The organism is Sphingopyxis sp. LC363, assembly GCF_000756385.1.
Classification (GTDB): domain Bacteria; phylum Pseudomonadota; class Alphaproteobacteria; order Sphingomonadales; family Sphingomonadaceae; genus Sphingopyxis.
In genome coordinates, this window is the sequence record NZ_JNFC01000001.1 from 285,144 (window position 1) to 306,094 (window position 20,951).

General features: G+C 66.8%; 26 protein-coding genes. 18 read left to right on the forward strand and 8 right to left on the reverse strand.

The features are described from left to right. The first annotated feature begins 182 nt into the window (after positions 1 to 182). The 4 genes from FG95_RS01240 to FG95_RS01255 all read left to right on the forward strand — a co-directional run bounded on the left by FG95_RS01240 (position 183) and on the right by FG95_RS01255 (position 6,395). Positions 183 to 971 (forward strand): ImuA family protein, encoded by a 789-nt coding sequence (locus tag FG95_RS01240; RefSeq protein ID WP_228383753.1) that lies wholly within the window; start codon positions 183 to 185, stop codon positions 969 to 971. Then, positions 877 to 2,682 carry a DUF6504 family protein gene (locus FG95_RS01245; protein WP_081932951.1) on the forward strand — a complete coding sequence of 602 codons (1,806 nt, stop codon included), beginning with the start codon at positions 877 to 879 and terminating at the stop codon, positions 2,680 to 2,682. Before FG95_RS01240 ends, FG95_RS01245 begins: the two co-directional genes overlap by 95 nt. Then, positions 2,679 to 5,888, forward strand: a complete 3,210-nt coding sequence (locus FG95_RS01250; protein WP_037553338.1) for an error-prone DNA polymerase — start codon at positions 2,679 to 2,681, stop codon at positions 5,886 to 5,888. Before FG95_RS01245 ends, FG95_RS01250 begins: the two co-directional genes overlap by 4 nt. A 186-nt stretch (positions 5,889 to 6,074) precedes the next feature. Next, positions 6,075 to 6,395, forward strand: a complete 321-nt coding sequence (locus FG95_RS01255; RefSeq protein WP_037553339.1) for a DUF736 domain-containing protein — start codon at positions 6,075 to 6,077, stop codon at positions 6,393 to 6,395. A 30-nt stretch (positions 6,396 to 6,425) separates the two neighbouring features. Here FG95_RS01255 and FG95_RS20055 read toward each other — a convergent pair whose 3' ends face one another. The 3 genes from FG95_RS20055 to FG95_RS01270 are packed head-to-tail and all read right to left on the reverse strand — an operon-like array spanning position 6,426 to position 7,850. Then, complete coding sequence (locus FG95_RS20055) at positions 6,426 to 6,599, reverse strand: DUF1289 domain-containing protein (RefSeq protein WP_037553340.1); 174 nt, start codon at positions 6,597 to 6,599, stop codon at positions 6,426 to 6,428. Positions 6,600 to 6,602: 3 nt separating this feature from the next. Further along, on the reverse strand, positions 6,603 to 7,565 hold the full coding sequence (gene dmeF, locus FG95_RS01265; protein ID WP_037553341.1) for a CDF family Co(II)/Ni(II) efflux transporter DmeF: 963 nt from the start codon (positions 7,563 to 7,565) through the stop codon (positions 6,603 to 6,605). A gap of 9 nt (positions 7,566 to 7,574) precedes the next feature. Continuing rightward, entirely contained in the window at positions 7,575 to 7,850 is a 276-nt protein-coding gene (locus FG95_RS01270; protein WP_037553343.1) for a metal/formaldehyde-sensitive transcriptional repressor, read from the reverse strand. A gap of 332 nt (positions 7,851 to 8,182) precedes the next feature. On the opposite strand from FG95_RS01270, the gene FG95_RS20880 reads away from it, so the two are divergent. From FG95_RS20880 to FG95_RS01325, 13 genes are all read left to right on the forward strand, one after another. Beyond that, positions 8,183 to 8,347 carry a hypothetical protein gene (locus FG95_RS20880; protein ID WP_162928261.1) on the forward strand — a complete coding sequence of 55 codons (165 nt, stop codon included), beginning with the start codon at positions 8,183 to 8,185 and terminating at the stop codon, positions 8,345 to 8,347. A gap of 123 nt (positions 8,348 to 8,470) precedes the next feature. Beyond that, positions 8,471 to 8,959, forward strand: a complete 489-nt coding sequence (locus tag FG95_RS01275; RefSeq protein ID WP_058801025.1) for a hypothetical protein — start codon at positions 8,471 to 8,473, stop codon at positions 8,957 to 8,959. Between the two features lie 262 nt (positions 8,960 to 9,221). Next, entirely contained in the window at positions 9,222 to 9,533 is a 312-nt protein-coding gene (locus tag FG95_RS01280) for a DUF736 domain-containing protein (RefSeq protein WP_037553344.1), read from the forward strand. A 183-nt stretch (positions 9,534 to 9,716) separates the two neighbouring features. Continuing rightward, entirely contained in the window at positions 9,717 to 9,926 is a 210-nt protein-coding gene (locus tag FG95_RS21000; RefSeq protein ID WP_081932956.1) for a transcriptional regulator domain-containing protein, read from the forward strand. A 169-nt stretch (positions 9,927 to 10,095) separates the two neighbouring features. Beyond that, entirely contained in the window at positions 10,096 to 10,500 is a 405-nt protein-coding gene (locus tag FG95_RS19745; RefSeq protein ID WP_228383939.1) for a DUF2285 domain-containing protein, read from the forward strand. Positions 10,501 to 10,628: 128 nt separating this feature from the next. Further along, entirely contained in the window at positions 10,629 to 10,871 is a 243-nt protein-coding gene (locus FG95_RS01290) for a helix-turn-helix transcriptional regulator (RefSeq protein ID WP_037553423.1), read from the forward strand. After that, positions 10,871 to 11,392: a DUF2840 domain-containing protein gene (locus tag FG95_RS01295; RefSeq protein ID WP_052181966.1), complete on the forward strand. Its 522-nt coding sequence runs from the start codon at positions 10,871 to 10,873 to the stop codon at positions 11,390 to 11,392. The genes FG95_RS01290 and FG95_RS01295 overlap by 1 nt, the downstream gene beginning before the upstream one ends. Then, positions 11,389 to 11,979: a S26 family signal peptidase gene (locus FG95_RS01300; protein ID WP_037553345.1), complete on the forward strand. Its 591-nt coding sequence runs from the start codon at positions 11,389 to 11,391 to the stop codon at positions 11,977 to 11,979. Before FG95_RS01295 ends, FG95_RS01300 begins: the two co-directional genes overlap by 4 nt. Then, a complete protein-coding gene (locus FG95_RS01305) occupies positions 11,976 to 12,308 on the forward strand; it encodes a DUF736 domain-containing protein (protein ID WP_037553346.1) in 333 nt (110 codons plus the stop codon). Before FG95_RS01300 ends, FG95_RS01305 begins: the two co-directional genes overlap by 4 nt. Positions 12,309 to 12,313: 5 nt before the next feature. Continuing rightward, positions 12,314 to 13,027, forward strand: coding sequence for a lytic transglycosylase domain-containing protein (locus FG95_RS01310; protein WP_081932958.1), 714 nt, complete (start codon positions 12,314 to 12,316; stop codon positions 13,025 to 13,027). A gap of 223 nt (positions 13,028 to 13,250) precedes the next feature. After that, positions 13,251 to 14,996: a relaxase/mobilization nuclease domain-containing protein gene (locus FG95_RS01315; protein ID WP_037553348.1), complete on the forward strand. Its 1,746-nt coding sequence runs from the start codon at positions 13,251 to 13,253 to the stop codon at positions 14,994 to 14,996. Positions 14,997 to 15,009: 13 nt separating this feature from the next. Then, entirely contained in the window at positions 15,010 to 16,980 is a 1,971-nt protein-coding gene (locus FG95_RS01320) for a conjugal transfer protein TraG (RefSeq protein WP_037553349.1), read from the forward strand. Continuing rightward, positions 16,977 to 17,396, forward strand: coding sequence for a hypothetical protein (locus FG95_RS01325; protein ID WP_037553350.1), 420 nt, complete (start codon positions 16,977 to 16,979; stop codon positions 17,394 to 17,396). Before FG95_RS01320 ends, FG95_RS01325 begins: the two co-directional genes overlap by 4 nt. Before the next feature lie 14 nt (positions 17,397 to 17,410). On the opposite strand, the gene FG95_RS01330 is transcribed toward FG95_RS01325, so the two are convergent. The 4 genes from FG95_RS01330 to FG95_RS01345 all read right to left on the reverse strand — a co-directional run bounded on the left by FG95_RS01330 (position 17,411) and on the right by FG95_RS01345 (position 19,611). Beyond that, entirely contained in the window at positions 17,411 to 17,608 is a 198-nt protein-coding gene (locus FG95_RS01330; RefSeq protein WP_037553351.1) for a hypothetical protein, read from the reverse strand. 238 nt (positions 17,609 to 17,846) lie between these two features. Then, positions 17,847 to 18,476 carry a hypothetical protein gene (locus FG95_RS01335; protein WP_037553353.1) on the reverse strand — a complete coding sequence of 210 codons (630 nt, stop codon included), beginning with the start codon at positions 18,474 to 18,476 and terminating at the stop codon, positions 17,847 to 17,849. A gap of 2 nt (positions 18,477 to 18,478) precedes the next feature. Beyond that, entirely contained in the window at positions 18,479 to 19,195 is a 717-nt protein-coding gene (locus FG95_RS01340; protein WP_037553355.1) for a hypothetical protein, read from the reverse strand. Continuing rightward, positions 19,195 to 19,611 carry a PaaI family thioesterase gene (locus tag FG95_RS01345; protein ID WP_197411523.1) on the reverse strand — a complete coding sequence of 139 codons (417 nt, stop codon included), beginning with the start codon at positions 19,609 to 19,611 and terminating at the stop codon, positions 19,195 to 19,197. Before FG95_RS01345 ends, FG95_RS01340 begins: the two co-directional genes overlap by 1 nt. 183 nt (positions 19,612 to 19,794) lie before the next feature. Here FG95_RS01345 and FG95_RS01350 point away from each other — a divergent pair, with 183 nt between their 5' ends. After that, the gene (locus FG95_RS01350; RefSeq protein ID WP_037553358.1) at positions 19,795 to 20,025 is read left to right on the forward strand and encodes a hypothetical protein; all 231 of its coding nucleotides are present in this window, start codon (positions 19,795 to 19,797) and stop codon (positions 20,023 to 20,025) included. Positions 20,026 to 20,032: 7 nt separating this feature from the next. Here FG95_RS01350 and FG95_RS20690 read toward each other — a convergent pair whose 3' ends face one another. Continuing rightward, positions 20,033 to 20,878 (reverse strand): JAB domain-containing protein, encoded by an 846-nt coding sequence (locus FG95_RS20690; RefSeq protein ID WP_160292463.1) that lies wholly within the window; start codon positions 20,876 to 20,878, stop codon positions 20,033 to 20,035. Positions 20,879 to 20,951 lie beyond the last annotated feature (73 nt).

The window sequence follows — 20,951 nt, forward strand, 5'->3', positions numbered from 1 at the left end:
TTTGGCGGCGATCCTCGTTCCGTCAGCAGGACGCAGCCGTCACGATCATGAGCCCAATTTGTTTCGCTTTTACAGAGGCCGGGCGGAAGGCGCGCACCGATTCCCGGCGGTTCGTCGCGGCCCGCTTGACGCGCCCTTTGACTCGGTGGAACATAAAGGGAACATTTGAGTCGATATTTCCCATGAGCACGACGCCCCAATCTGCACCTCGGCCAAGTGCCAGAGATATCGACGTGCTTCGCGCGGCGGTGGCGCGTGTAGCCGCCTCGCGCGGGCCGGTCTTGCCGTTCGGCGTCGGGCCGGTCGATCATCTTCTCGCTGGCGGCGGGCTCGATGGCGCAGGCCTGCACGAGGTCACGGGCGCCTCGGCAAGCTGGAGCGATGACGCTGCGGCAACGCTCTTCGCGGCTGGAATCGCGTCGCGCTTCGCGGCGGCGCCCGACGTGTCGGCGCTCTGGGCGCTGACGCGGTTCGATCTCTATGCCCCCGGTCTCGAACAGGCGGGGCTCGGTCCGGACCGCGTGCTCTATGCTCAAGGCAGGACCGACAAGGAACTGCTGGCGCTGTGCGAGGACGCGCTGCGCGACGGTTCGCTCGCCTGCGTCGTTGCCGAAGTGAAAGCGGCCGATCAGACCGCGACGCGCCGGCTGCAACTGGCAGCATCCGAGGGCAACACGCCGATGATCCTCTATCGCCGGTACCGGCGTTATGGCCAATGCCCGCTCGCCGATCCGTCGCTCGCAATGACCCGCTGGCGCATCGGCACCTTGTCGTCGGGCCGCCTCGCCTCGCCCGGCGTCGGGCGCGGGCGCTGGAATGTCGAGCTGGTCCGGCAGCGCGGCGGGCCGCCTTTTTCCCTCGAACTGGAGGCGTGCGATGACCAGGGTCGCCTCGCTCTTCCTGCCGCAACTGCCGATCGAGCGGTTGCGCCGGGCAGAACGGACACCGTCGCATTCGGGCACGCCGCCTGATCGGGCGCGGGCGGGTCCGCGCTTCCCCGAGCCTGTCGACGACAATCCCGGCACCTGTTCGGTGCCGCGCGGCGGCGGCTGGCGTCCGGGCGCGCGCTGGGCGCAAGGCACGCACTCCGGCGAGCCGTCGCTCGACGCCCTCCCGGCGCACCAGCGACCGACGATGCGCGAGCTCGGACGGCGGAGCGAAGCTGCCGCACCGGTGTTCCGGGCGTTGCGCTCGGACGACGGGACGTCGGGCGGGATCGCTGCGCCGCTGCCGCCGCTCTGGGGCCTCCGTCCGACGATCGTCGTCGCGCGAACCGGCCAGCGCGACGTCGTGACCGCCGCCTGTCCGGCGGCGCTCGATCTCGGCCTCGTGCCCGGCATGGCGGCCGCCCATGCCCGCGCGCTGGTCTCCGATCTCGACATACTCGATGCCGCACCCGACGCCGATCGCGCGTGGCTCGATCGCCTTGCGCTCCACGCCGCCCGCTGCTGGACGCCGACGGCGGCAGTGTCGGGCATCGACGGGCTGTGGCTCGACCTGTCGGGCACGACGCATCTCTTCGGCGGCGAAGAGCGTTTCGCGGCGCGTCTGCTCGGTTTTCTACGGCGCCTCGGCTTCACCGCGCGTGTCGCGATCGCCGGCACGCCCGGCGCCGCTCACGCGCTCGCACGCGATGGCGGCGCGGGCGTGCGGATCTTGCCGGAAGGAGGCGAGAGCGAGGCGCTGGCGCCTTTGCCGCTGGCGGCGCTCCGGCTGGCGCCGGAGGCGCTCGCCGCGGCGGCGCGCTTCGGGATCGAGCGGATCGCCGATCTTTATCCGATGCCGCGCGGGCCATTGGCCCGGCGGCTCGGGCGCGGCGCGGTCGAGCGGCTCGACCAGGCGCGAGGGTTCGTACCCGAGCCGATCGTGCCCGTCGTCCCGTTCGACATGCCCGAGGCGCGCCGTTCCTTGCTCGAGCCGATCGGGACCGCCGAGGCGATCGAGCAGGTCATCGCCGACCTGCTCGGCGATCTCGTGCTCGCGCTGCGCGAGCGCAGTCTTGGCGTGCGGAGCCTCGTCTTGCGCTGCGACCGGCTCGACATGGGCGCGCAGTTCGTCACCGTCGGCACGGCGCGCGCGACGCGCGATGCGAAACATCTGCTGCGCCTGTTCAGGCTCCGGATCGACCGGATCGAGCCGGGGCTCGGGATCGAGACGATGGTTCTCGCGGCGCCGCAGGTCGAAGCGCTGGCGCCCGAGGCGATCGCCGCCGTGCTCAACACGGCACGCCAGGCGCCCGACCTCGCTCCGCTCGTCGATGCGCTGGCCGGCCGCGCCGGCGATGCCGCGCTGTTCCGCCTGTCCGCGATCGAAAGCGATGTCCCCGAGCGCGCGATCGTGCGCGCCGGGCCTTTGGCCCAGCCTGCCGGCTGGCCCGTCTGGCCGCGGCCGATCCGGATGCTCGCGCGGCCCGAGGCGCTGTCGGGCGTCGTCGCCTTGCTTCCCGACCATCCGCCGCGCCGCTTCGCGTGGCGCGGGCGGAGCTATGCGGTGGTCGCAGGCGATGGCCCCGAGCGCATCCATGGCGAATGGTGGCGCCGCCCGGGCGAGATGTGGGCGGTTCGCGACTATTTCCGGGTCGAGGCGACAAGCGGCGAGCGCTTCTGGCTCTTCCGCCGCGGCGACGCGATCACCGACAAGACGGGTGACCTCAGCTGGTACATGCACGGCGTGTTCGGATGACGGACCCCGTTACGACCTATGTCGAACTCTACGCCACGAGCCATTTTTCCTTTCTGCGGGGGGCCTCTTCGCCCGAGGAATTGTTCGCGGCCGCCGCTGCCCTCGGCCATTCGGCCCTCGGGCTTTGCGACCGGGGCAGCGTCGCCGGCATGGTGCGCGGTCTGTCGGGACAGGAAGCAACCGGCGTCCGGCTGATCGCGGGGACGCGCGTCGACCTTCGCGACGGTCGCTCGATCCTCCTCTATCCGACGGACCGCGCGGCCTGGTCGCGGCTGACCCGGCTGCTCTCCTTGGGCAAGGGGCGCGGCGGCAAGGGCAATTGCTGGCTCGACTGGCCCGACGTCGCGGCCTCGGCCGAGGGCCTCGTCGCGATCCTCCTGCCCGGTGAAGCCGACGAACGGGCGCGGCTCGATCTCGCCGAGCTCAGCGGCGCCTTCGGCCCGCGCGCCTTTCTCGCGCTCGCGCTGCGCCGCCGGCCCGGCGATTTCGCGCGGCTTCGCGCGCTCGATGCGCTGGCGCAGGAAGTGGCGGTGCGGAGCGTCGCGCTCGGCGACATCCTCTACCATGCGCCCGAACGGCGCCCGCTGCAGGACGTGCTGACCGCGATCCGCGAGAAGACGACGGTCGATGCGCTCGGGTTCAAGCGCGAACGCTTCATGGACCGGGCCTTGAAGAGCCCGGCCGAGATGGAAAGGCGCTTCGCGCTGTTCCCCGACGCGATCGCGGCGACCGCCGACATCGCGGCAGCCTGTCGCTTCGACCTTGCCGAGATCCGCTACCAATATCCCTATGAGCAGGTGATGGAGGGCCGCACCGCGCAGGAAGCGTTGGCGGCGTTGACCGAGGAAGGTGCGAACCGGATGTTTCCGGGCGGCGTGCCGCCTGCCTTTCGGAAACAGATCGATCACGAGCTGCGCCTGATCGGCGAGCTCGGCTACGCGCCCTATTTCCTGACCGTCAATTCGATCGTCGCCGAGAGCCGGCGGCGCGGCATATTGTGCCAAGGGCGCGGGTCAGCCGCGAACAGCTGCGTCTGCTTCCTGCTCGGCGTGACTTCGATCGACCCGATCAAGCACGAGCTGCTCTTCGAGCGCTTCGTGTCGGGTGAACGCAAGGAGCCGCCCGATATCGACGTCGACTTCGAACATGAGCGGCGCGAAGAAATCATCCAGTGGATCTACGAGACCTACGGCCGTCATCGCTCCGCGCTGACCGCCGTGGTCACGCGATACCGAACCCGCGGGGCGGTCGCCGAGGTGGGGAAGGCGCTCGGGCTACCGCGGGATCTCACCAAGATGCTGACCGGCCTCGTCTGGGGCTGGTCGGTCGACGGCATCCCCGAGGAGCGCATCGCTGAGCTTAACCTCAACGCCAATGACTATCGACTTCGGCTGACGCTCGATCTAGCGCGGCAGCTGATCGGGACGCCGCGGCATCTCTCCCAGCACCCGGGCGGCTTCGTGCTGACCGAGGAGCGGCTCGACGATCTTGTGCCGATCGAGCCGGCGCGGATGGAGGACCGCCAGATCATCGAATGGGACAAGGACGATATCGACGTCCTCAAATTCATGAAGGTCGACGTGCTGGGTCTCGGGATGCTCGGCTGCATGAACCGGGCGTTCAACCTGCTCCGCGAACACAAGAGCATCGATGTCGGCATGGCCGACCTGCAGGACGACGACCCGGCGGTCTATGGGATGATCCAGAAGGCCGACACGCTCGGCGTCTTCCAGATCGAGAGCCGCGCGCAGATGTCGATGCTGCCGCGGATCAAGCCCAAATGCTTCTACGACCTCGTGATCGAGGTCGCGATCGTCCGCCCCGGCCCGATCCAGGGCGACATGGTGCACCCCTATCTTCGGCGGCGTGAAGGCAAGGAGAAGCCCGAATATCCAAAGCCCGAGCTTCGCGCCGTGCTCGAGAAGACCTTGGGGGTGCCACTCTTTCAGGAGCAGGCGATGAAGGTCGCGATCGTCGGTGCCGGCTTCACGCCGGTCGAGGCCGACCAGCTTCGCCGCGCGATGGCGACCTTCAAGCTCACCGGCGGCGTATCACATTTCTACGACAAGCTCGTCGGCGGCATGGTCGAGCGCGGCTATCCCAAGGATTTCGCCGAGCGTACCTTCAAGCAGATCGAGGGTTTCGGGAGCTATGGCTTTCCCGAGAGCCACGCCGCGAGCTTCGCGAAAATCGCCTATGCCTCATGTTGGATGAAGCATCATCATCCGGACGTCTTTTGCGCGGCCTTGCTCAACGCGCAGCCGATGGGCTTCTACGCGCCCGCGCAGATCGTGCGCGATGCCCGGAATCACGGCGTCGAGGTGCGCCCGGTCTCGATCAACGACAGCCATTGGGACTGCACGCTGGAAAGGAGCGACGGGCGCTATCTCGCGGTTCGCCTCGGCTTCCGCCAGGTTCGATCGCTCGCGAACATACATGGTGCCGCGATCGTCGGGGCGCGCGGCGATGTGCCCTACGACTGCGTCGAGGATGTATGGCGGCGCGCCGGCGTGCCGCGCGCCGCGATCGAGCGGATCGCCGAAGCGGATGGATTTGCCTCTCTGTCCGAGGACCGGCGGCAGGGGCTGTGGAAGGTCCGCGGCCTCGGCGAGGCGCCGCTGCCGCTCTTCGCGGCCGCCGACGCGCGCGAGGCGAACTTCTCGCCCGAAGGGCTCGAACCGCCGACCGCGCTTCGGCCGATGACCGAAGGACGCGAGGTGGTGGAGGATTATCGCACGCTTCAACTGAGTTTGCGCGCGCATCCCTTAAGTTTCCTGCGCGAGGAGCTGGACCGGATGGGGATCGTCCGCTGCGCGGATCTCGGCTCGATCCGCGATGGCCGGAATATCGAGGTCGCCGGGGTGATCCTCGTCCGGCAACGCCCCGGCTCGGCAAAGGGCGTGCTGTTCGTCACGATCGAGGATGAGACCGGTATCGCCAACGGCATCCTCTGGCCCGATCGCTTCGACATCTATCGGCGCCAGGTCATGGCGGCGTCGATGATCGCGATGCGCGGCCGCGTCCAGAAGGAAGGCGAGATCATTCATGTCATCTGTGACCGGATAACCGACCATGACGCGATGCTGCGGCAGGTCGGGCGCAGCGCGCTTTCCATTGCGCCGGGACGCGGGGACGGGGCGCGGAACGGGGGCGGGCCCGACAGCCGCGAGCCTGCGTTGCGCGTCCGGAGCCATGACTTTCACTGATGGTGGCCAAATGCTCCGGTTGCAGGACCACTCCCTCCTTGGCTGCCTGACTGCGGGCCTCGGCTCGCCTCATGCCGTCAACCCCCTGCGGGGGTTCGCCCTCGCGTACCGCTCGGTGACGGCGGCTCGCGGGCCCTTCGGTCGGCGCCATCGGGGATGGTCCCGAGCAACCCAAGGAGACACGACATGGCCACCATCGCAAATCTCACCGTCAAGGCCGACGGCAGCTTCGAAGGCACGCTGACGACCCTTCTGGTCACCGCGCCGATCGCGATCGTCCCGAACGGCCGCAAGGTGAAGGACAATGAGCCCGACTTCCGCGTGATCGCGCGCAAGAACGGCTACGAGGTCGGCGCCGGCTGGACCCGCACGTCGCAGTCGAACGGCACCGAATATGTCTCGGTCACCCTTTCGGCCCCCGAATTCGGCACGATCTACGCGAATATCGCGAACGCGCCCGGCGACGATCCGATGAAGAAGGTGCTTATCTGGAACCCGCCGAGCTGACCCCAGCGGCCCCGCCTTCGGGCGGGGCCGTCATTTTTCCTGCGTGAGTTTCGCCAATCGGCGCGGAAGCTCCGAGGCCAGCTTGCGCTGCTGGAATGGCGAGGCCTTCTTCCAGCTCCGGCATTCGGACTGGGTGCGGCCGCAGCCGGGGCACCAGCCCGTCCGACCGTCGAACGCACATAATTCGATGCAGGGCGAACGCATCGCTCAGTTGCACTCGATCGTGACGTGACGCAGCTCGTGGACCGGCGCGAGGCGCTCGCGGATCGCCGCGCCGGTGAGACCGGCAGGCCCGGCGACGCTGACGATCGCGGCATGCGCGTCGGGTCCGAGGCGCCATACGTGAAGATCGACGATCCGGGCATCGCCGGGCGCCTCGACCAGCTCGCGGACTTCCTCCGCCACATGATCGTCGCTCCGGTCGAGCAGGACCGCGGCCGTGTCGCGCATCAGGCTCCACGACCAGCGCGCGATCACGATCGCGCCGACGATCCCCATTACGGGGTCCATCCACACCCATCCGAGATAGCGTCCCGCAAGCAGGGCTGCGATGGCGAGCACCGACGTCAACGCATCGGCAAGCACATGCACATAGGCCGAGCGCAGATTATTGTCGCCGCTCTGCGCCATTGGCCCATGGTTGTGATGATGATCGTCGCCATGGCCATGGCCATGACCATGGTGATGTCCGTGCCCATGACCATGGTGATGCCCGCCCGACAGCAGGAAGGCGCTCGCAATGTTTACGCCAAGGCCAACCGCCGCGACGACAGTCGCCTCGAGAAAAGCGACGTTGGTCGGATTGAACAGTCGCGACACCGCTTCGACGCCGATGCCGAGCGAAACAAGCCCGAGCGCCATCGCCGAGGCAAATCCTCCGAGATCGCCGACCTTGCCGGTTCCGAAGCTATAGGCCGCGTTGTGCGCATTGCGCTTCGCATAACCATAAGCGATCGCCGCCACGCCGAGGGCACCGGCATGCGTCGCCATGTGGAAACCATCGGCGAGCAGCGCCATCGATCCCGTGATGTAGCCGGCGATGATCTCGCCGACCATCATCAGCGCGGTCAAAACGACGACGAGCAGCGTGCGCCGGGCATTCTCGTCATGTGACGCGCCCAGGAACATATGATCGTGGACACGCGCGTCCGCGATGGGGGTAGTGGCCATTATGCGATCCTATTTGCTGTAGCGGCGGATAACGGTGAGCAACTCCTCGGCACCGGCCGCGCGCTCGGCGTCGGTCAGCCCCGGGCGCGAGACATGCTCCTCGAGATGATCGGAGATCACTTCCTCGATGAGCCCGGCGACCGCGCCGCGGACTGCCGCAACAAGATGCAGGACTTCGGCGCACGGCGCTTGCGACTGGAGCGCTCGCTCGATCGCGCCAACCTGTCCGCTGATGCGGCGGACGCGCGCAATGAGTTCGGAATTATCGCCTGAAAGATGTGCCATAGGGATACCCCCTACCCCTACCCAAGGCAGAAGGCAAGCAACCTCGTGTGGAGAGGCACGATCGCCAAGTCCCACTACAGGGGCCACGGCGCACGCAGATTGTGGTCCGGGAGGAAGGCGCAAGGGCCTCCAGTCCCCGCGAAACCATACCCGCTCTCGATAGCCGCTGATCCCTGGGCTCGAAGCCGGGCCTCCTTCAATCAACCCGTGAAGGGTCCGCTACGCTTCGCGTGCGGCCGCAGCCTTGCTGCGGTGATTGCGGCCCGCCCCCGGCCGGCGGGGCGACTGTCGAGCGGGAACGGTCCCGCTCCGAAAGGACAGGAGCCAAACCCATGCCGCTTTCCACCGCTCAATCGCTCGGCTGGAGCCTCGCCCGCACGATGATGACGATCATCGTCCTTATCGAAACGACAAAAGGCTATGCGGTGATGCCCATCGAAGAGTTCGACGGCGACCCCGAACACATCGTGTGCGAATATGACCCGTTCAACCGCTGAGCCCGCAAAATTTGCCCCGCGATGGTTCCAGTTCCGGTTCCGTCGCGGGCGGCTGTCTGCTAGATTGACGGTGCAGACCGCGCTGTGGTGGTGGTGGAGAGCGCGTCCCCAGGGAGGACGCTCGTGACTTTCATGCTTATCCTCGGCGCTGCCGCAGGCCTCTATCTCATCTGGCTTCTGTTCCGGCTGGCGGCACTCGCGCTGCCGCTTGGCACCGGCATTGCTCTCGCCTTCGAACTTCTGGACCGGGGCTATGGCATTGGCGCTGCCCTTGCGATGGCATTCCTGGCGGGGATCCTGCTCCATCTTGCTGGACGGCACCTCTACGCGCACGGCGGATCGACATTGCTGCGAGCCTGTGTCGCAATGCTCTTCCTCCTCCCGGCGGGGGTCGCAGGCTATTATGGCATGACGGGGATCGTGCGGCTCTTCGCTACGGAGGGCATGCTGGTGGCGATCCTGCCTATGCTCGCTGCCGTCGTCGCCGCCGTGGCGGCGGTCCGGGGACTTAACGGGTCTTCGGTGGATGCAATTGGTGTCGGCGACCGGGAACGTGACGATCGCGCACCCGCGATCCCGGCCTCCGCTTCGCCCGCTTCCGACCGCCTCTGAGTCCTTCGCTCCCGCCGCAGGAACACGGTCTCTTCCCTGCGCGATCTGCCGGCAAGCCGCTGCGCTGAGCCCGCTGGCCGCAACGGCGCTCCCCGATTTTCTTCCCCCGGCGTGCCGCCGTTCCTCGCGGACCAAGAAAATCGCTGCGCTGCCGTCCTTTGCTTCGCTCCGGGCCTGCGGCTGCGGCGCGGTCTCCTTTCCGGCCACCGATGCGCATCGAGACCGCGATCCTGCGGCTCGAAAGCAAGGAAAGGACTTCAAGATGGCCAAGATCGGAACCTTCAAGAAAGCGAAGGGCGAATATCGGGGCGCAATCGCGAGCCTCGCCCTCTCGGTCGACGCGGTTCGCATCGTCCCCGAGGACAATCCCAAACCCAGCGCTCCGACCCACCGCATCTATGTCGGCGACGTCGAGGTGGGTGCGGCCTGGGAGAAGACCAGCCAGGACGACCGCACCTATCTCTCGACCAAGTTCGACGACCCGAGCTTCACCGCGCCCATCTTCGCGCAGCTCTTCGAAGGAAGCGACGGCGACTATGACCTCGTCTGGACCCGTCCCCAGCGGCGGGACTGATCGAGCACGCCGCCCGGCCGCAAGCCGGGCGGCGATACTCTCATTTTGAGGCTTTTCGCGCGGGGATTCTCCGCCGCAATGCGTTACGATGATCCTTTGCATGCCGCTAACCATGTTCCAGCCGATGCGGGCAAGCTGCTGATAGGCTTTGCTTTCATTCCTGAAGATCAGCCGGAGGTGCGAATGGATCAGGTCGTCGATTGGCAATCGCCATATTTTCCGAGAATATTCGAAACATATGATCGCGCCGATTTCGCGCAGGAGTTCCTGCGCCGAAGCCCGGCCTATCGCCGCGCCTATCGTTCGGCCGCGTTGGCGCCGACGCGGCGGCGCACCGCGCGCCTCGCTGGGCTGGCGCGACGATGGGGGTTGGTCTTTCGCCCTAGACCCTGACCGATCCGTCACCGAATCCCCCGCGCTCTGGCAGCCCGAGGCCTGCGCGCATGTCGCCATCGCCGAACCGGCGCCCGACGGCTTTGCCGCGCCGCGGCTCGCCGAGCTCATCGCCTCCGCGGATATCGCCTCCGAGATCATCCTGCCGGGCGAGTGGCATCTCGTGTTCGTGGCCGACGGACGGCGCTTCCGCCTCTGGCTTCGCCGCTTCCTCGCCGATGAACGGCTCGCCTATGTAAATCCGGCCGATCCGCACAGCGAGCTGCGGATGGCCGTGAGCCTCGCCGTACAGCGCCGCTTCTCGGCGGGCGTCACGACGCATCGCTTCCTGCGGGGAGGCGCCCCCGGACCATCCGAGCGCTGGCGTCTCATCCAGTGGCTGCGGCTCCTCGACGCCTCCGCCGAAGGGCGTTCGGCGCGCGACATCGCCGCCGCCCTCATCCTCGACGATGCCCAGGATTTCTCGGCCGCCGACTGGGACGGATCGAGCGAGCGCCGTCGCATCGCGCGCTGGCACCGCGCCGCGGTCGCGATGCGCGACGGCGGCTATCAGGAGCTGCTCGGCGCCGCCTGATCGGGACATTCCGCGCGTCGTCACTTTGTCCGTTCCTAAACCGCATCCCGATTTCCGAATGTCGCCGCCTCTCCGCCGGAGCCCCCCACGGGACCCGGCGCTGCGAACGGAGGCCCCTTTTGAGCGACATGCATACCCCCATTTCGCCGCGCTACCTCAAGACGCCCGACGCTGCGCTGCACCTCGGCCTGTCGAGCCGGACGCTCGAAAAACATCGCTGCTTCGGAACGGGTCCCGAATACCGCAAACTCGGCGGGCGGATCGTCTACGCGATCGCTGATCTCGACGCCTGGGCCGAGATCGGCCGCAAGAAGTCGACATCCGATCCCGGCAAGGGCGTCGTCCATCCCGCGCGCCCGGTCCGCCGCTGATGCGCTCCGCCCAGAACATCCCGCCCGCTCCCGGCGTGCAGCCGGTCGCGGCGACCGCGAGCGGTCTCACCGACCTTGAGCTGACCTGGATCGAGCAGCGGCTCGAGAATTGGCTGCGCTTCGGCCGCGTCGCCGCCGAGCGCATCGTCAGCCGCCGGACGCGCATCGTCTCCTTCCGGCCCGAGGCCGTCTTCGGCTTCGTCCGTTGGGGCGCGAACGATTTCGGCACGATCTTCTCGAGCATCTCGGTCATCGCGGCGCCCGCGCCCCGCGCCCCCTTCGCGACGCATCCCTACGTGCGTCCCGGAGGCGACATCCTGCTCCGCGTCGACGGTTGGCCGAAGGTCCAGCAGGTGCTCTCGGCGATCGATGCGATCGAGGCCGACGGGCTCGACCCGTGCGAGACGGCGCCCGATCATTGGCGCCACATCGGCAGCCATATCGCCGCCGGACTGCCGTTCCGGCCCTATGGTCCGGAGCGGCACCGGGCATGGCTCCAGCGCAAGGCGATCGCGCCATGAACCGCCGCTGGTTCCGCGCAACCGCGGCGAGCGCTACGCTCTTCGCGGGGCTGTTCGTCGCGGCGGCAGCGCTCGCGCCGAAACCGCGCCTCATCTGGAACGCGAGCCCGAGCGTTCCGATCGGCTTCTACCGCGTCGATGTCGGCGCCGATCCCGAGGTCGGCGACCTCATCCTCTTCCACCCGCCCGAGGCGGTCGCGACGCGCCTCGCGGTGCGCGGCTATGTGCCGCGCGGCGTGCCGCTCCTGAAGCATGTCGCCGCCGGTGAAGGCGCGCTCGTCTGCCGCAGCGGCACCTTCGTGACGATCGACGGCGCGCCGGCAGCGCGCGCGCGGGACGCGGACCGCCTCGGGCGGTCGCTGCCGCGCTGGCTCGGCTGCCATCTCCTGCGCCCCGGCGAACTGTTCCTCCTAAACCCCGCGCCCGACAGTCTCGACGGCCGATATTTCGGACCGCTCCCCGACACCGGCGTCGTCGGCGTCGCGCACCCGCTTCTCGTGCGCGATGCGCCCGGCGCGCCGCTGCGCTGGCGCCGTGACGCCGATCGCTCCGCATTCACCCTCGAAGGAAAGGATATGTCCTCATGATTATCGGAAACTTTCAAACTGCTGGCGACGGCTATGCCGGACAGATCCGGACGCTGCTGCTCGATGCGATGATCGCGATCGTTCCGGCGAAGCCGAACGACGCGGAAAATGCGCCGGCCTGGCGCGTCCTGCTCGTCGAAGCCGATACCGGCGTGGAGATCGGGGCAGGCTGGGAACGCCGCAGCGAACGCGCCGGCTCCTATATCGCCCTGCAGATCGACGATCCGGCGCTCGCGGTTCCGCTGCGCGCCAATCTGCTCCGTTCGACGCAGAACGAGGATGAATATCATCTCCTCTGGACGCGTCCCGTTCCACGCGAACAAGCGTGAGCATCATGCATCCGGCTCGCTCGGCGCGCGTCCGCGCCGTGCGCCTCGCCTTGCTGCTGCTCTGCTCGGCGAGCGCCGCCCCGGACCGGGCATGGGGCGCGGCACCGGCGGAAGAGCCGACGGCCGCGGCCCACCCCTATGCCGCTCATGTGGCGGAGGCATCGCATCGCTTCGGCGTTCCGGAGGTCTGGATATGGCGCGTGATGCATGTCGAGAGCCGCGGAAAGCCGCGGGCGCTCTCGCATGCCGGTGCAATGGGGCTGATGCAGATCATGCCCGCAACCTGGGCGATGCTGACGGCGCAGCATCGTCTCGGGTCCGACCCCTTCGACGTGCGTGCCAACATCCTCGCGGGCGCGGCCTATCTGCGCGCGATGTGGGACCGATATCGCGACGTTCGCCTCATGCTCGCTGCCTATAATGCAGGCCCCGGCCGCGCCGACGCCTATGCAGCGGGGCGGCGCGGCTTGCCCGCCGAGACGGTGGCTTATGTCGCAGCCATCGCGCCCGCGCTCGGTGCGCCGGCTGCTCCGTCATCTGCGATGGCGCGGACTGCCGAACCGCCGAGCTGGCGCAGCGCCTCGCTCTTCGCCGAGCAGCGATCGGACACGCCGGCTGCAACTTCGGTGCAGCGCGGCGACGCCGCGCCTGCTGGGCCGTCGAATTCCGCGCCTGCTCCCTCGCCCCTCTTCGTCCCGCTTTCCGGGGACAATCGGTGATGGTCGTCCTGGCGATATTTGCTGGAGTGCGCCGGTCCATGGATAGGCACTGCTTGGCGTTCAGAAGGGGTTCGGGGGGATGGCAAGATAAAAGACCTGCCAGCTCGCCGGCAGATTGTGGTTGGATTACAGCGCTTTATGCGTATGGCACCCCCCTCCGGCTGCCATATCGACCTCTGGATTTCCGAGGCAGAACAAGCGCTTACGATATGGCACCGGCGTTGTGAGCGGCGACGAGCATGATTTTCGGGTGCGACCGGGAAGGGGTCGCGATGCGGGTTCGGGATCGGCGCGGCGCGGGAAGAGGCTCGCGGCGCAGGTGCGCAAGGCAGCCGCCCGCTCGGGTTACACCCGCTCCCGTCGGGGCGGCGGCGGTCGCAGCGGAACCGGTCGGCATGGCCGCGGCCGCGCCGCGCTTGCGACGATCCGGCGCGGCCCCGCGCAGCGCCGCGTGACGGTCATGGCGCGCATCGTCCGGCATAAGGGCGCGCAGTTTCGCTCCGCGCCTCTCGCACGGCATATCGCTTATCTCGAACGCGACGGCGTCACCCGCGATGGTCGCGATGCCATGATGTTCGATGCGTCTGGAGATACCGCCGACCGCGAGGCCTTTGCCGATCGCTGCGCCGACGATCGCCATCATTTCCGTTTCATCGTCAGCCCTGAAGATGCGGAGCAATTGCAGGACCTTCGGACCTTCACCCGCGATCTCATGGGCCGGATGGAGAAGGATCTCGAGACCCGGCTCGACTGGGTGGCGGTCGATCACTGGAACACCGACAATCCGCATATCCATATACTCCTGCGCGGCGTCGCCGAGGACGGAAGCGACCTGGTCGTCGACCGCGCTTATATGTCGGAAGGCGTGCGCGGACGGGCGTCGGAGATCGCGACCCTCGAACTCGGCCCGCGAAACGAACAGGAGATCGACGCGAGCCTCGTGCGGGAGACGGGCGCCGAGCGTTGGACCGGGCTCGATGCGCGCCTGCGCGAACGCGGCGGCGAAACGGGGATCGTCGATCTTCGTCCCGACCCAAGCTCGCCGCCGGGCCGCGATCGGCATCTCATCGGACGTGCGGCGAAGCTCGAGGCGCTTGGGCTTGCGACGCGCCTTGGACCCGGCATTTTCGAGATCGATCCGCGCGCCGAAACCCTATTGCGCGACCTCGGCGAGCGAGGCGACATCATCAAGGGCGTCCACCGCGCCATGCGCATGCAAGGGCTCTCCTTCGACGCATCGAGGCTCGCCCTTCACGGCGAGGCGGAGCGTTCGGGCCTCGTCGGGCGGCTGGTCGCACGCGGCCTCGACGATGAGCTTGCCGGCTCCGCCTTCGCCATCGTCGACGGGACCGATGGACGGACCCATCACATCAAATTCTCCGATCTCCAATGGACCGGGGACGCGAAGCCGGGCGCGGTCGTCGAGCTGCGGCGCTGGGAAGGACGCGACGGCGGCGAGCATCTCTCGCTCGCCCTGCGATCGGACCTTGCGGTCGCCGACCAGACATCCGCGCGCGGCGCAACCTGGCTCGACCGCGAGCTGGTCGCGGCGAAGCCCACGGCAGGAACCTCGGGCTTCGGCATCGATGTTCGCCGCGCCATGGCAGCGCGCGCCGAGTTTCTCGCGAGCGAAGGCCTCGCGAGCCGACAGAACGGCAAGCTCGTACTGGCGCCCGATCTCATCGAAACGCTGAAGCGGCGCGACCTCGAGGCGGCCTGCGAAACCATCGCCGCGCGCACCGGGCTCGCGCATCGCCCGCCGGCCACCGGCGACGCGGTGAGCGGGACCTACCGCGAGCGCGTGTCGCTCGCCTCGGGGCGCTTCGCGATGATCGACGACGGCCTTGGCTTTCAACTCGTGCCCTGGCGCCCGGCGCTCGACCGGCACCTCGGGCAGCATGTCACCGGCACCGCCACCGCGGGCGGCATCGACTGGAGCCTTGGCCGCGATCGCGGGATCGCAATCTGAGAAAGGATGAACGATGAGCGACAGGATATTATGGGGCCAGATCTTCGCGGTGCTGCTGATCGTCCTCGCGGCGGTCTGGACCGCGACCCAAGCGACGGCGGAAGCGCTCGGATTTCAGGCGGCGCTCGGTGCCCCCTGGTTCCGCATCGGCGACTATCCCGTCTATCCCCCGCCCGCCTTCTTCTGGTGGTGGTTTGCCTTCGACGCCTATGCGCCGCCGATCTTCTATCGCGGTGCCGCGATCGCCGCGTCGGGCGGGCTGCTGTCGGTTGTCGTCGCGATCAGCATGTCGGTGTGGCGTGCGCGCGAGCGCCGGCGGGCCGAGACCTACGGATCGGCACGCTGGGCGCAGGAGCGTGAGATACGGGCTGCCAACATGCTCGGCCCCGATGGCGTCATTCTCGGGCGCATGGCCGGAACATACCTGCGTCACGATGGCGCCGAGCATGTCCTCTGCTTCGCGCCGACCCGATCCGGAAAGGGCGTCGGCCTCGTGGTGCCGACCCTGCTGACTTGGCCGGGGAGCTGCATCGTCCATGACATCAAGGGCGAGAACTGGCAGCTCACTGCGGGCTTTCGCGCAAAGCATGGCCGGGTGCTGCTCTTCGATCCGACCAACCCCGCATCGGCCGCCTATAATCCGCTCCTCGAAGTCCGGCGCGGCGCGTGGGAAGTACGCGATGTGCAGAATGTCGCCGACGTGCTGGTCGATCCCGAAGGAAGCCTCGAGCGCCGAAACCACTGGGAGAAGACAAGCCACGCCCTGCTCGTCGGCGCGATCCTCCATGTTCTCTACGCCGAGGAGGAAAAGAGCCTTGCCGGTGTCGCGGCCTTTCTGTCGAACCCCGAGCGCAAGATCGAGGCGACGCTCCACCGGATGAAGACCACCAGCCATTTGGGAGATCGCGTCCACCCGGTCGTCGCCGCGGCGGCGCAGGAGCTGCTCAACAAGAGCGAGAATGAGCGGTCCGGCGTGCTGTCGACCGCCATGTCCTTCCTCGGTCTTTATCGCGATCCGGTGATCGCCAAGGTCACGGGACATTCCGAGTGGCGCATCGCGGACCTGATCGGAAGCGAGCGCCCGGTCTCGCTCTACCTCGTGGTGCCGCCCGGCGATATCAGCCGGACCAAGCCGCTCATGCGCCTGATCCTCAACCAGATCGGGCGGCGGCTGACCGAGGAGCTGAATCCCAAGGCACGGTCGCAACGGCTGCTGTTCATGCTCGACGAGTTTCCCGCGCTCGGACGTCTCGATTTCTTCGAAAGCGCGCTCGCCTTCATGGCGGGCTATGGCATCAAGGCCTTTCTGATCGCCCAGTCGCTCAACCAGATCGAGAAGGCCTATGGCCAGAGCAATGCGATCCTCGACAATTGCCACGTCCGGGTCAGTTTCGCGACGAACGATGAGCGCACCGCCAAACGGATTTCCGATGCGCTTGGCACTGCGACCGAGCAACGCGCGATGAAGAATTATGCCGGCCATCGGCTCTCGCCCTGGCTCGGCCATTTGATGGTGTCGCGCACCGAAACCGCCCGGCCGCTGCTCACCCCCGGCGAAGTCATGCAGCTCCCCCCGGACGACGAGATCGTGATGGCCGCCGGCCTCGCACCGATCCGGGCCAAGAAGGCGCGCTACTATGGCGACCGGCGCCTGGCCGGCCGCGTCATTCCGCCGCCCGCACCCGGTCGCGGTCTTCCCGCCGGCCACGATTGGATGGCCGACCGGGTACAGCAGCCGATGGAGACGAAAGCGAAGGCGGCGGAGGACGATGACGCGGCCAATGGCGGCATTCGGCAGGAACCCGAACTTCCCGTCCATGAGGATATCGCGCCGCCGCCGCCGCGCAGCGTCAATGGCGAGTTTGATTTCACCGAGGACGGAGCACAAGCCGATGCAGCGCGGCTTCGCGCCGCCGCGGATCGGCGGATGGCGCGGCGCGCTCAAGCTGCCGCGCTCGATCCCGACGATGGGATCCAGCTGTGATCCGATCGCATGTCAAACAGACATTCCGGATCGAAACCGGCCTGTCGCGCGACCTGACAGACCTTGCCCGCCGACGCGGCCTCACCCGGACCGAAGTGCTGGAGGCTGCACTGCGCTCCTTTCTCTCGCCCGATCAGGAGGAGCGGATCGAGGCGCTGTTGACCCGGCGCCTCGACCGCATCGGCCGCCAGCTCGACCGCATCGAATGGCATGGCGAAATGTCGGGAGAAGCGATGGCCCTGTTCGTTCGACACTGGCTCACGAGCACGGCGCCTTTGCCCGATGATGCATTGCCGGCCGCGCAGGCCAGCGGGAAGCGGCGGTGGGAGGCTTTCGTCGATGCCCTTTCACGTAGGATGGAAGTTGGACCAAAGCTCGCCGCGGAGCTGATGCGTGATGTCGGCGGTTCCAATTGAAGCCTTTAACCGGCTCATCCAGCCCGCAGTTTTAAGAGAAAGCTGATGGCCTCGGCGGGGACACCGCACAGGGCAGCCGCTAGCAGCAGTATCGCGAGAGCCAGATATTTGGCCAGAGGAGTTCGGCACAGCTCGAGAAGCACCGCCGATTTGTGGCGGCCCAATTGCACAAGCGCCATGAACTGGGCGAGCTCGGCCTCACGGTCAGTCATCGGACGATCACCTACGGGCGGGAGAGGGGGCATGTCGGTCATCACAAACCTCACGGATTCATCGCAAAAATGGCGCGCTGTTACAGATGCGCGTGCGGGTTACCGTGAGGGATAAGCCCTCCGGGCTGGAGTGCCCCTCAGGCGAGTCGCTTGTCAACAGGGTGAATCGCAATTTTATCAACAGTCGGGGGTGCGTCTGGGGATATCTTGCCGCATTTCCGGGAAAGCCGGAGTTCGTTCAGTCCTCTTCGCCCTGCTGCTCGCGCTCGCGTAGTCTCTCGGCATAGCGGTAGCTCGCTTCGACGGAGTGATAGTCATCGGCGTAGCGATCGATGTCGCCGAGCGCGCATTCGACCTCATAGGCCACCGTATGGGGAGACGAGCCCGGGCGCTTTCGGCCCAGCCAGCGCTCTAGCTTGTCGAAGCGGCTCTGCATCCCCTGCACGCTGCATGCGATGCGCAGATCGTCGAGATTGCTGCTCGTTCGATTGCGGCTCCAGGCCCTGCAGGCGAACTCAAGCTCTTCACCCCGTGTCGGAGGGCGATCGCTGAGATCAGCCCCACCATCTTTCGCAAGGGTCGGGTCGGCCTGTACACCGGCAAGGCCCGCACTGAGTGCCTCGCACAGTTCGCTATGATATTTATCCCGGAGCGCGGCGTCCCAATCATAGGGGCCAGCGCCGACGAAAAGATGCGGCAGCTTGAAATGCGCCCCCACTGCCTTCGGCAGCATCTTCTCGATCCGGATCACTCCGCGAATGACGCCGAGAAGGCGCTCGGCGTCGATCCCGGCCCAGGGCCGCGCCAGATTTTCGAGCGCGCCAAGGTTCGAATTGGTGGGCGTGTCCCCCGTGTTCCAGTATCGCATGGTCAGTGCTTCAGTTTCTCTTTGGCCTTGATCCCTAATATGGCTTTCGCTTCCTCGCTCGCATTCTTGCCGATCTCGTCGAGGCGCTTTCTCACTATGGGGTCCGCGAGGAGCTGAGCCTTGGGTCCTTCGCCGGAACCGCAGACGACAGCATAGAAGAGCCGGTATAGCTCCTGTGCATGCTCGGCTCCGGCCACGGCAGCGTCGATGTCGCCCTGCCGGTAAACCAGTATGTCCTTGTCATCGATGGGTTCGGGCCTGATCACGCCGCGTCCATCGGGCAATATCTCAGATCTTTGTCGATGGCTGACATTATGGTTCACGATCGTCTTCGGATGGGTGAGCAGGATTGCATCCGGCAGTTCGGAGCTATGACCCCAGACGCGGTGCGCAAACTGGTTACGCTCGGTTCGCGAGGTCTCGGCCACCGACCCGATGGTCTGCAGGAGCAATTGCTGCCATTCAGGAAGCGCTTCCTTGGCCGCGGCGTTGAGCGCCGACCTCTGGCCTCCCGAATTGACGAGCGAAAGATACATGGCCGTGCCCACCGCGATATCGGCTTTCAGCATGCGGCTGAGGATGCTCGCGAGATCGCCATCGATGTGGGCCCAGAGCGCTATGATATAGGCTACATCAGCCGCGAACGGCGAACGGCGCAAAACGCCGGGGCCAAAGAACAGCTGCCCATCGGGCGCGACATCGAAAAGGCGTTCGGGCATCAGCCGCGATCCAGGCCGCCCGTGGACACCACCCGTGCCGAGGCCGTCGCGCGCGCCACGCATCGGCCCTCGGCGTCGAAAAGCTCGCCCTCGAGAAAGGCGACCGTCTTCCCCAATTGGACGATCCGGCCGACACCGGTGAAGCTGCCCGGCCGCGCGGGAGCGAGATAGCTGATGTTGAGCGAGATGGTTGCGCAATAATAGGCGCCCCCCGATTTCACGAGAACCGTCGGTCCCAGCGTATCGTCGAGCATCGCAGCGACGAAGCCGCCCTGGATATTGCCTCCGGGATTACAGAAGGCGGGCTTCCCTTCCATTCTCACCCGTATGGTGCCGGTGGCTTCCTCGGCCTCGATAAGCTCCCAGCCAAGTGTTTCTGCGCAGGGCGGGCGTGCGAAGCTGTCGAATATGCTCATGTCCATCTCCCGATGCTGCCCGGCTAGTGCAGGCATTCGGCAGCATAGTGACGGGCCTCTCCCCCAAACTCCAGACCTGTCGCAATCAGCATTCCATCCTGGACCAATCTGTCTGGTCATGCTCGCTTTTCTCCGGGGGCGAATGCTGGCATCCCCGGTGCTCCATCACATTGGGAGAGAATAATGGACGAAGACGCTTTGTTCGCGGTTGGAACAGTCCTGGCGGCGATCGGCGGCCTGCTGGAACGAAAGGGCGTCTGTACCACCACCGAATTTGCCGAAACTCTTGGCGGCGTTGCCCTGATGACCGCCGAGTCCGGTGAGCAGTACCGGAACCGTGCCGCCTATGTCGGCAGTTGGGCACAGATGGTGCGCGCTGCCGCCGAACATGCTGGCGGCGCGCGCGAGCATTGACCCACCCTCATTCGGCGCCAGCTTCGAAATAGGCGCGCATCCGGTGGGCAATGACTGGGTCGAGCCGGATGAAAGTCCGGCGGCCGTCGATCGGATCGGGCACGCGGCGCGTAATCCCGGCATCGCAGAGGCGCTGTGCCAGCCTCAACGCGCTGCTCATTGGGATCGAGGATGTGACGCACAGCGCGCTGATGGAGAGACGCTTGCGTTCGCATTCGTGAACGAAGAGATCGATCAGCATCTCCCAAGCGGGATCGCCGAATAGTTCGGGTGTCCCGATCAGCTGCTGGCGGAGGAGGCGCCTGCGCATTGCGGCCCTTGCATTGGCCAGCGCAATGTCCCCGTGGTCGATGCGCGCGGGACCTCCCGGACTTCGCAATGTGAAGGAGGCTGACGGAATGGGCGTCCCGGCAAGAGTGTCATTGCTGATGACGTGATGACAGTGGGTTGATGTCACGACGATGTGGTCGATGATCTCGACGTTGAGCGACCGTCCGATCATTTCGAGCTTCCGCGTCGCCTCGATGTCCTCGACGCTGGGGCGATGGTCGCCGCTCGGATGGTTGTGCACGAGGATCAGCCCGGCGGCATTGAGTTCGAGCGCACGCCGGAAGATCGTCCGGGGGTAGATGGCAAGCTGGGCAAGTGTACCGCTTTGCAAAACTTCGTCGGCAAGAAGATGTCGCCCGCCGTCGAGAAAAAGGATGCGGAGCCGTTCGTCGGAAAGCGAGCCCATCGACATGATAAGATAGGAGCGCAGCCTCCGATCGAAAGGATCGATGCTGATACCTCGAAGGTCGCCTGAAAAGCTCTCGGCGGCGAGCTTGCGCGCCTCGAGAATGACCTCTGCCACCTGCGGCGCGTCGCCAATTACGCGAGCAAGTGCTTCGGGCGACTGCGCCCAAATGCGGCTGATCGAATGAAAC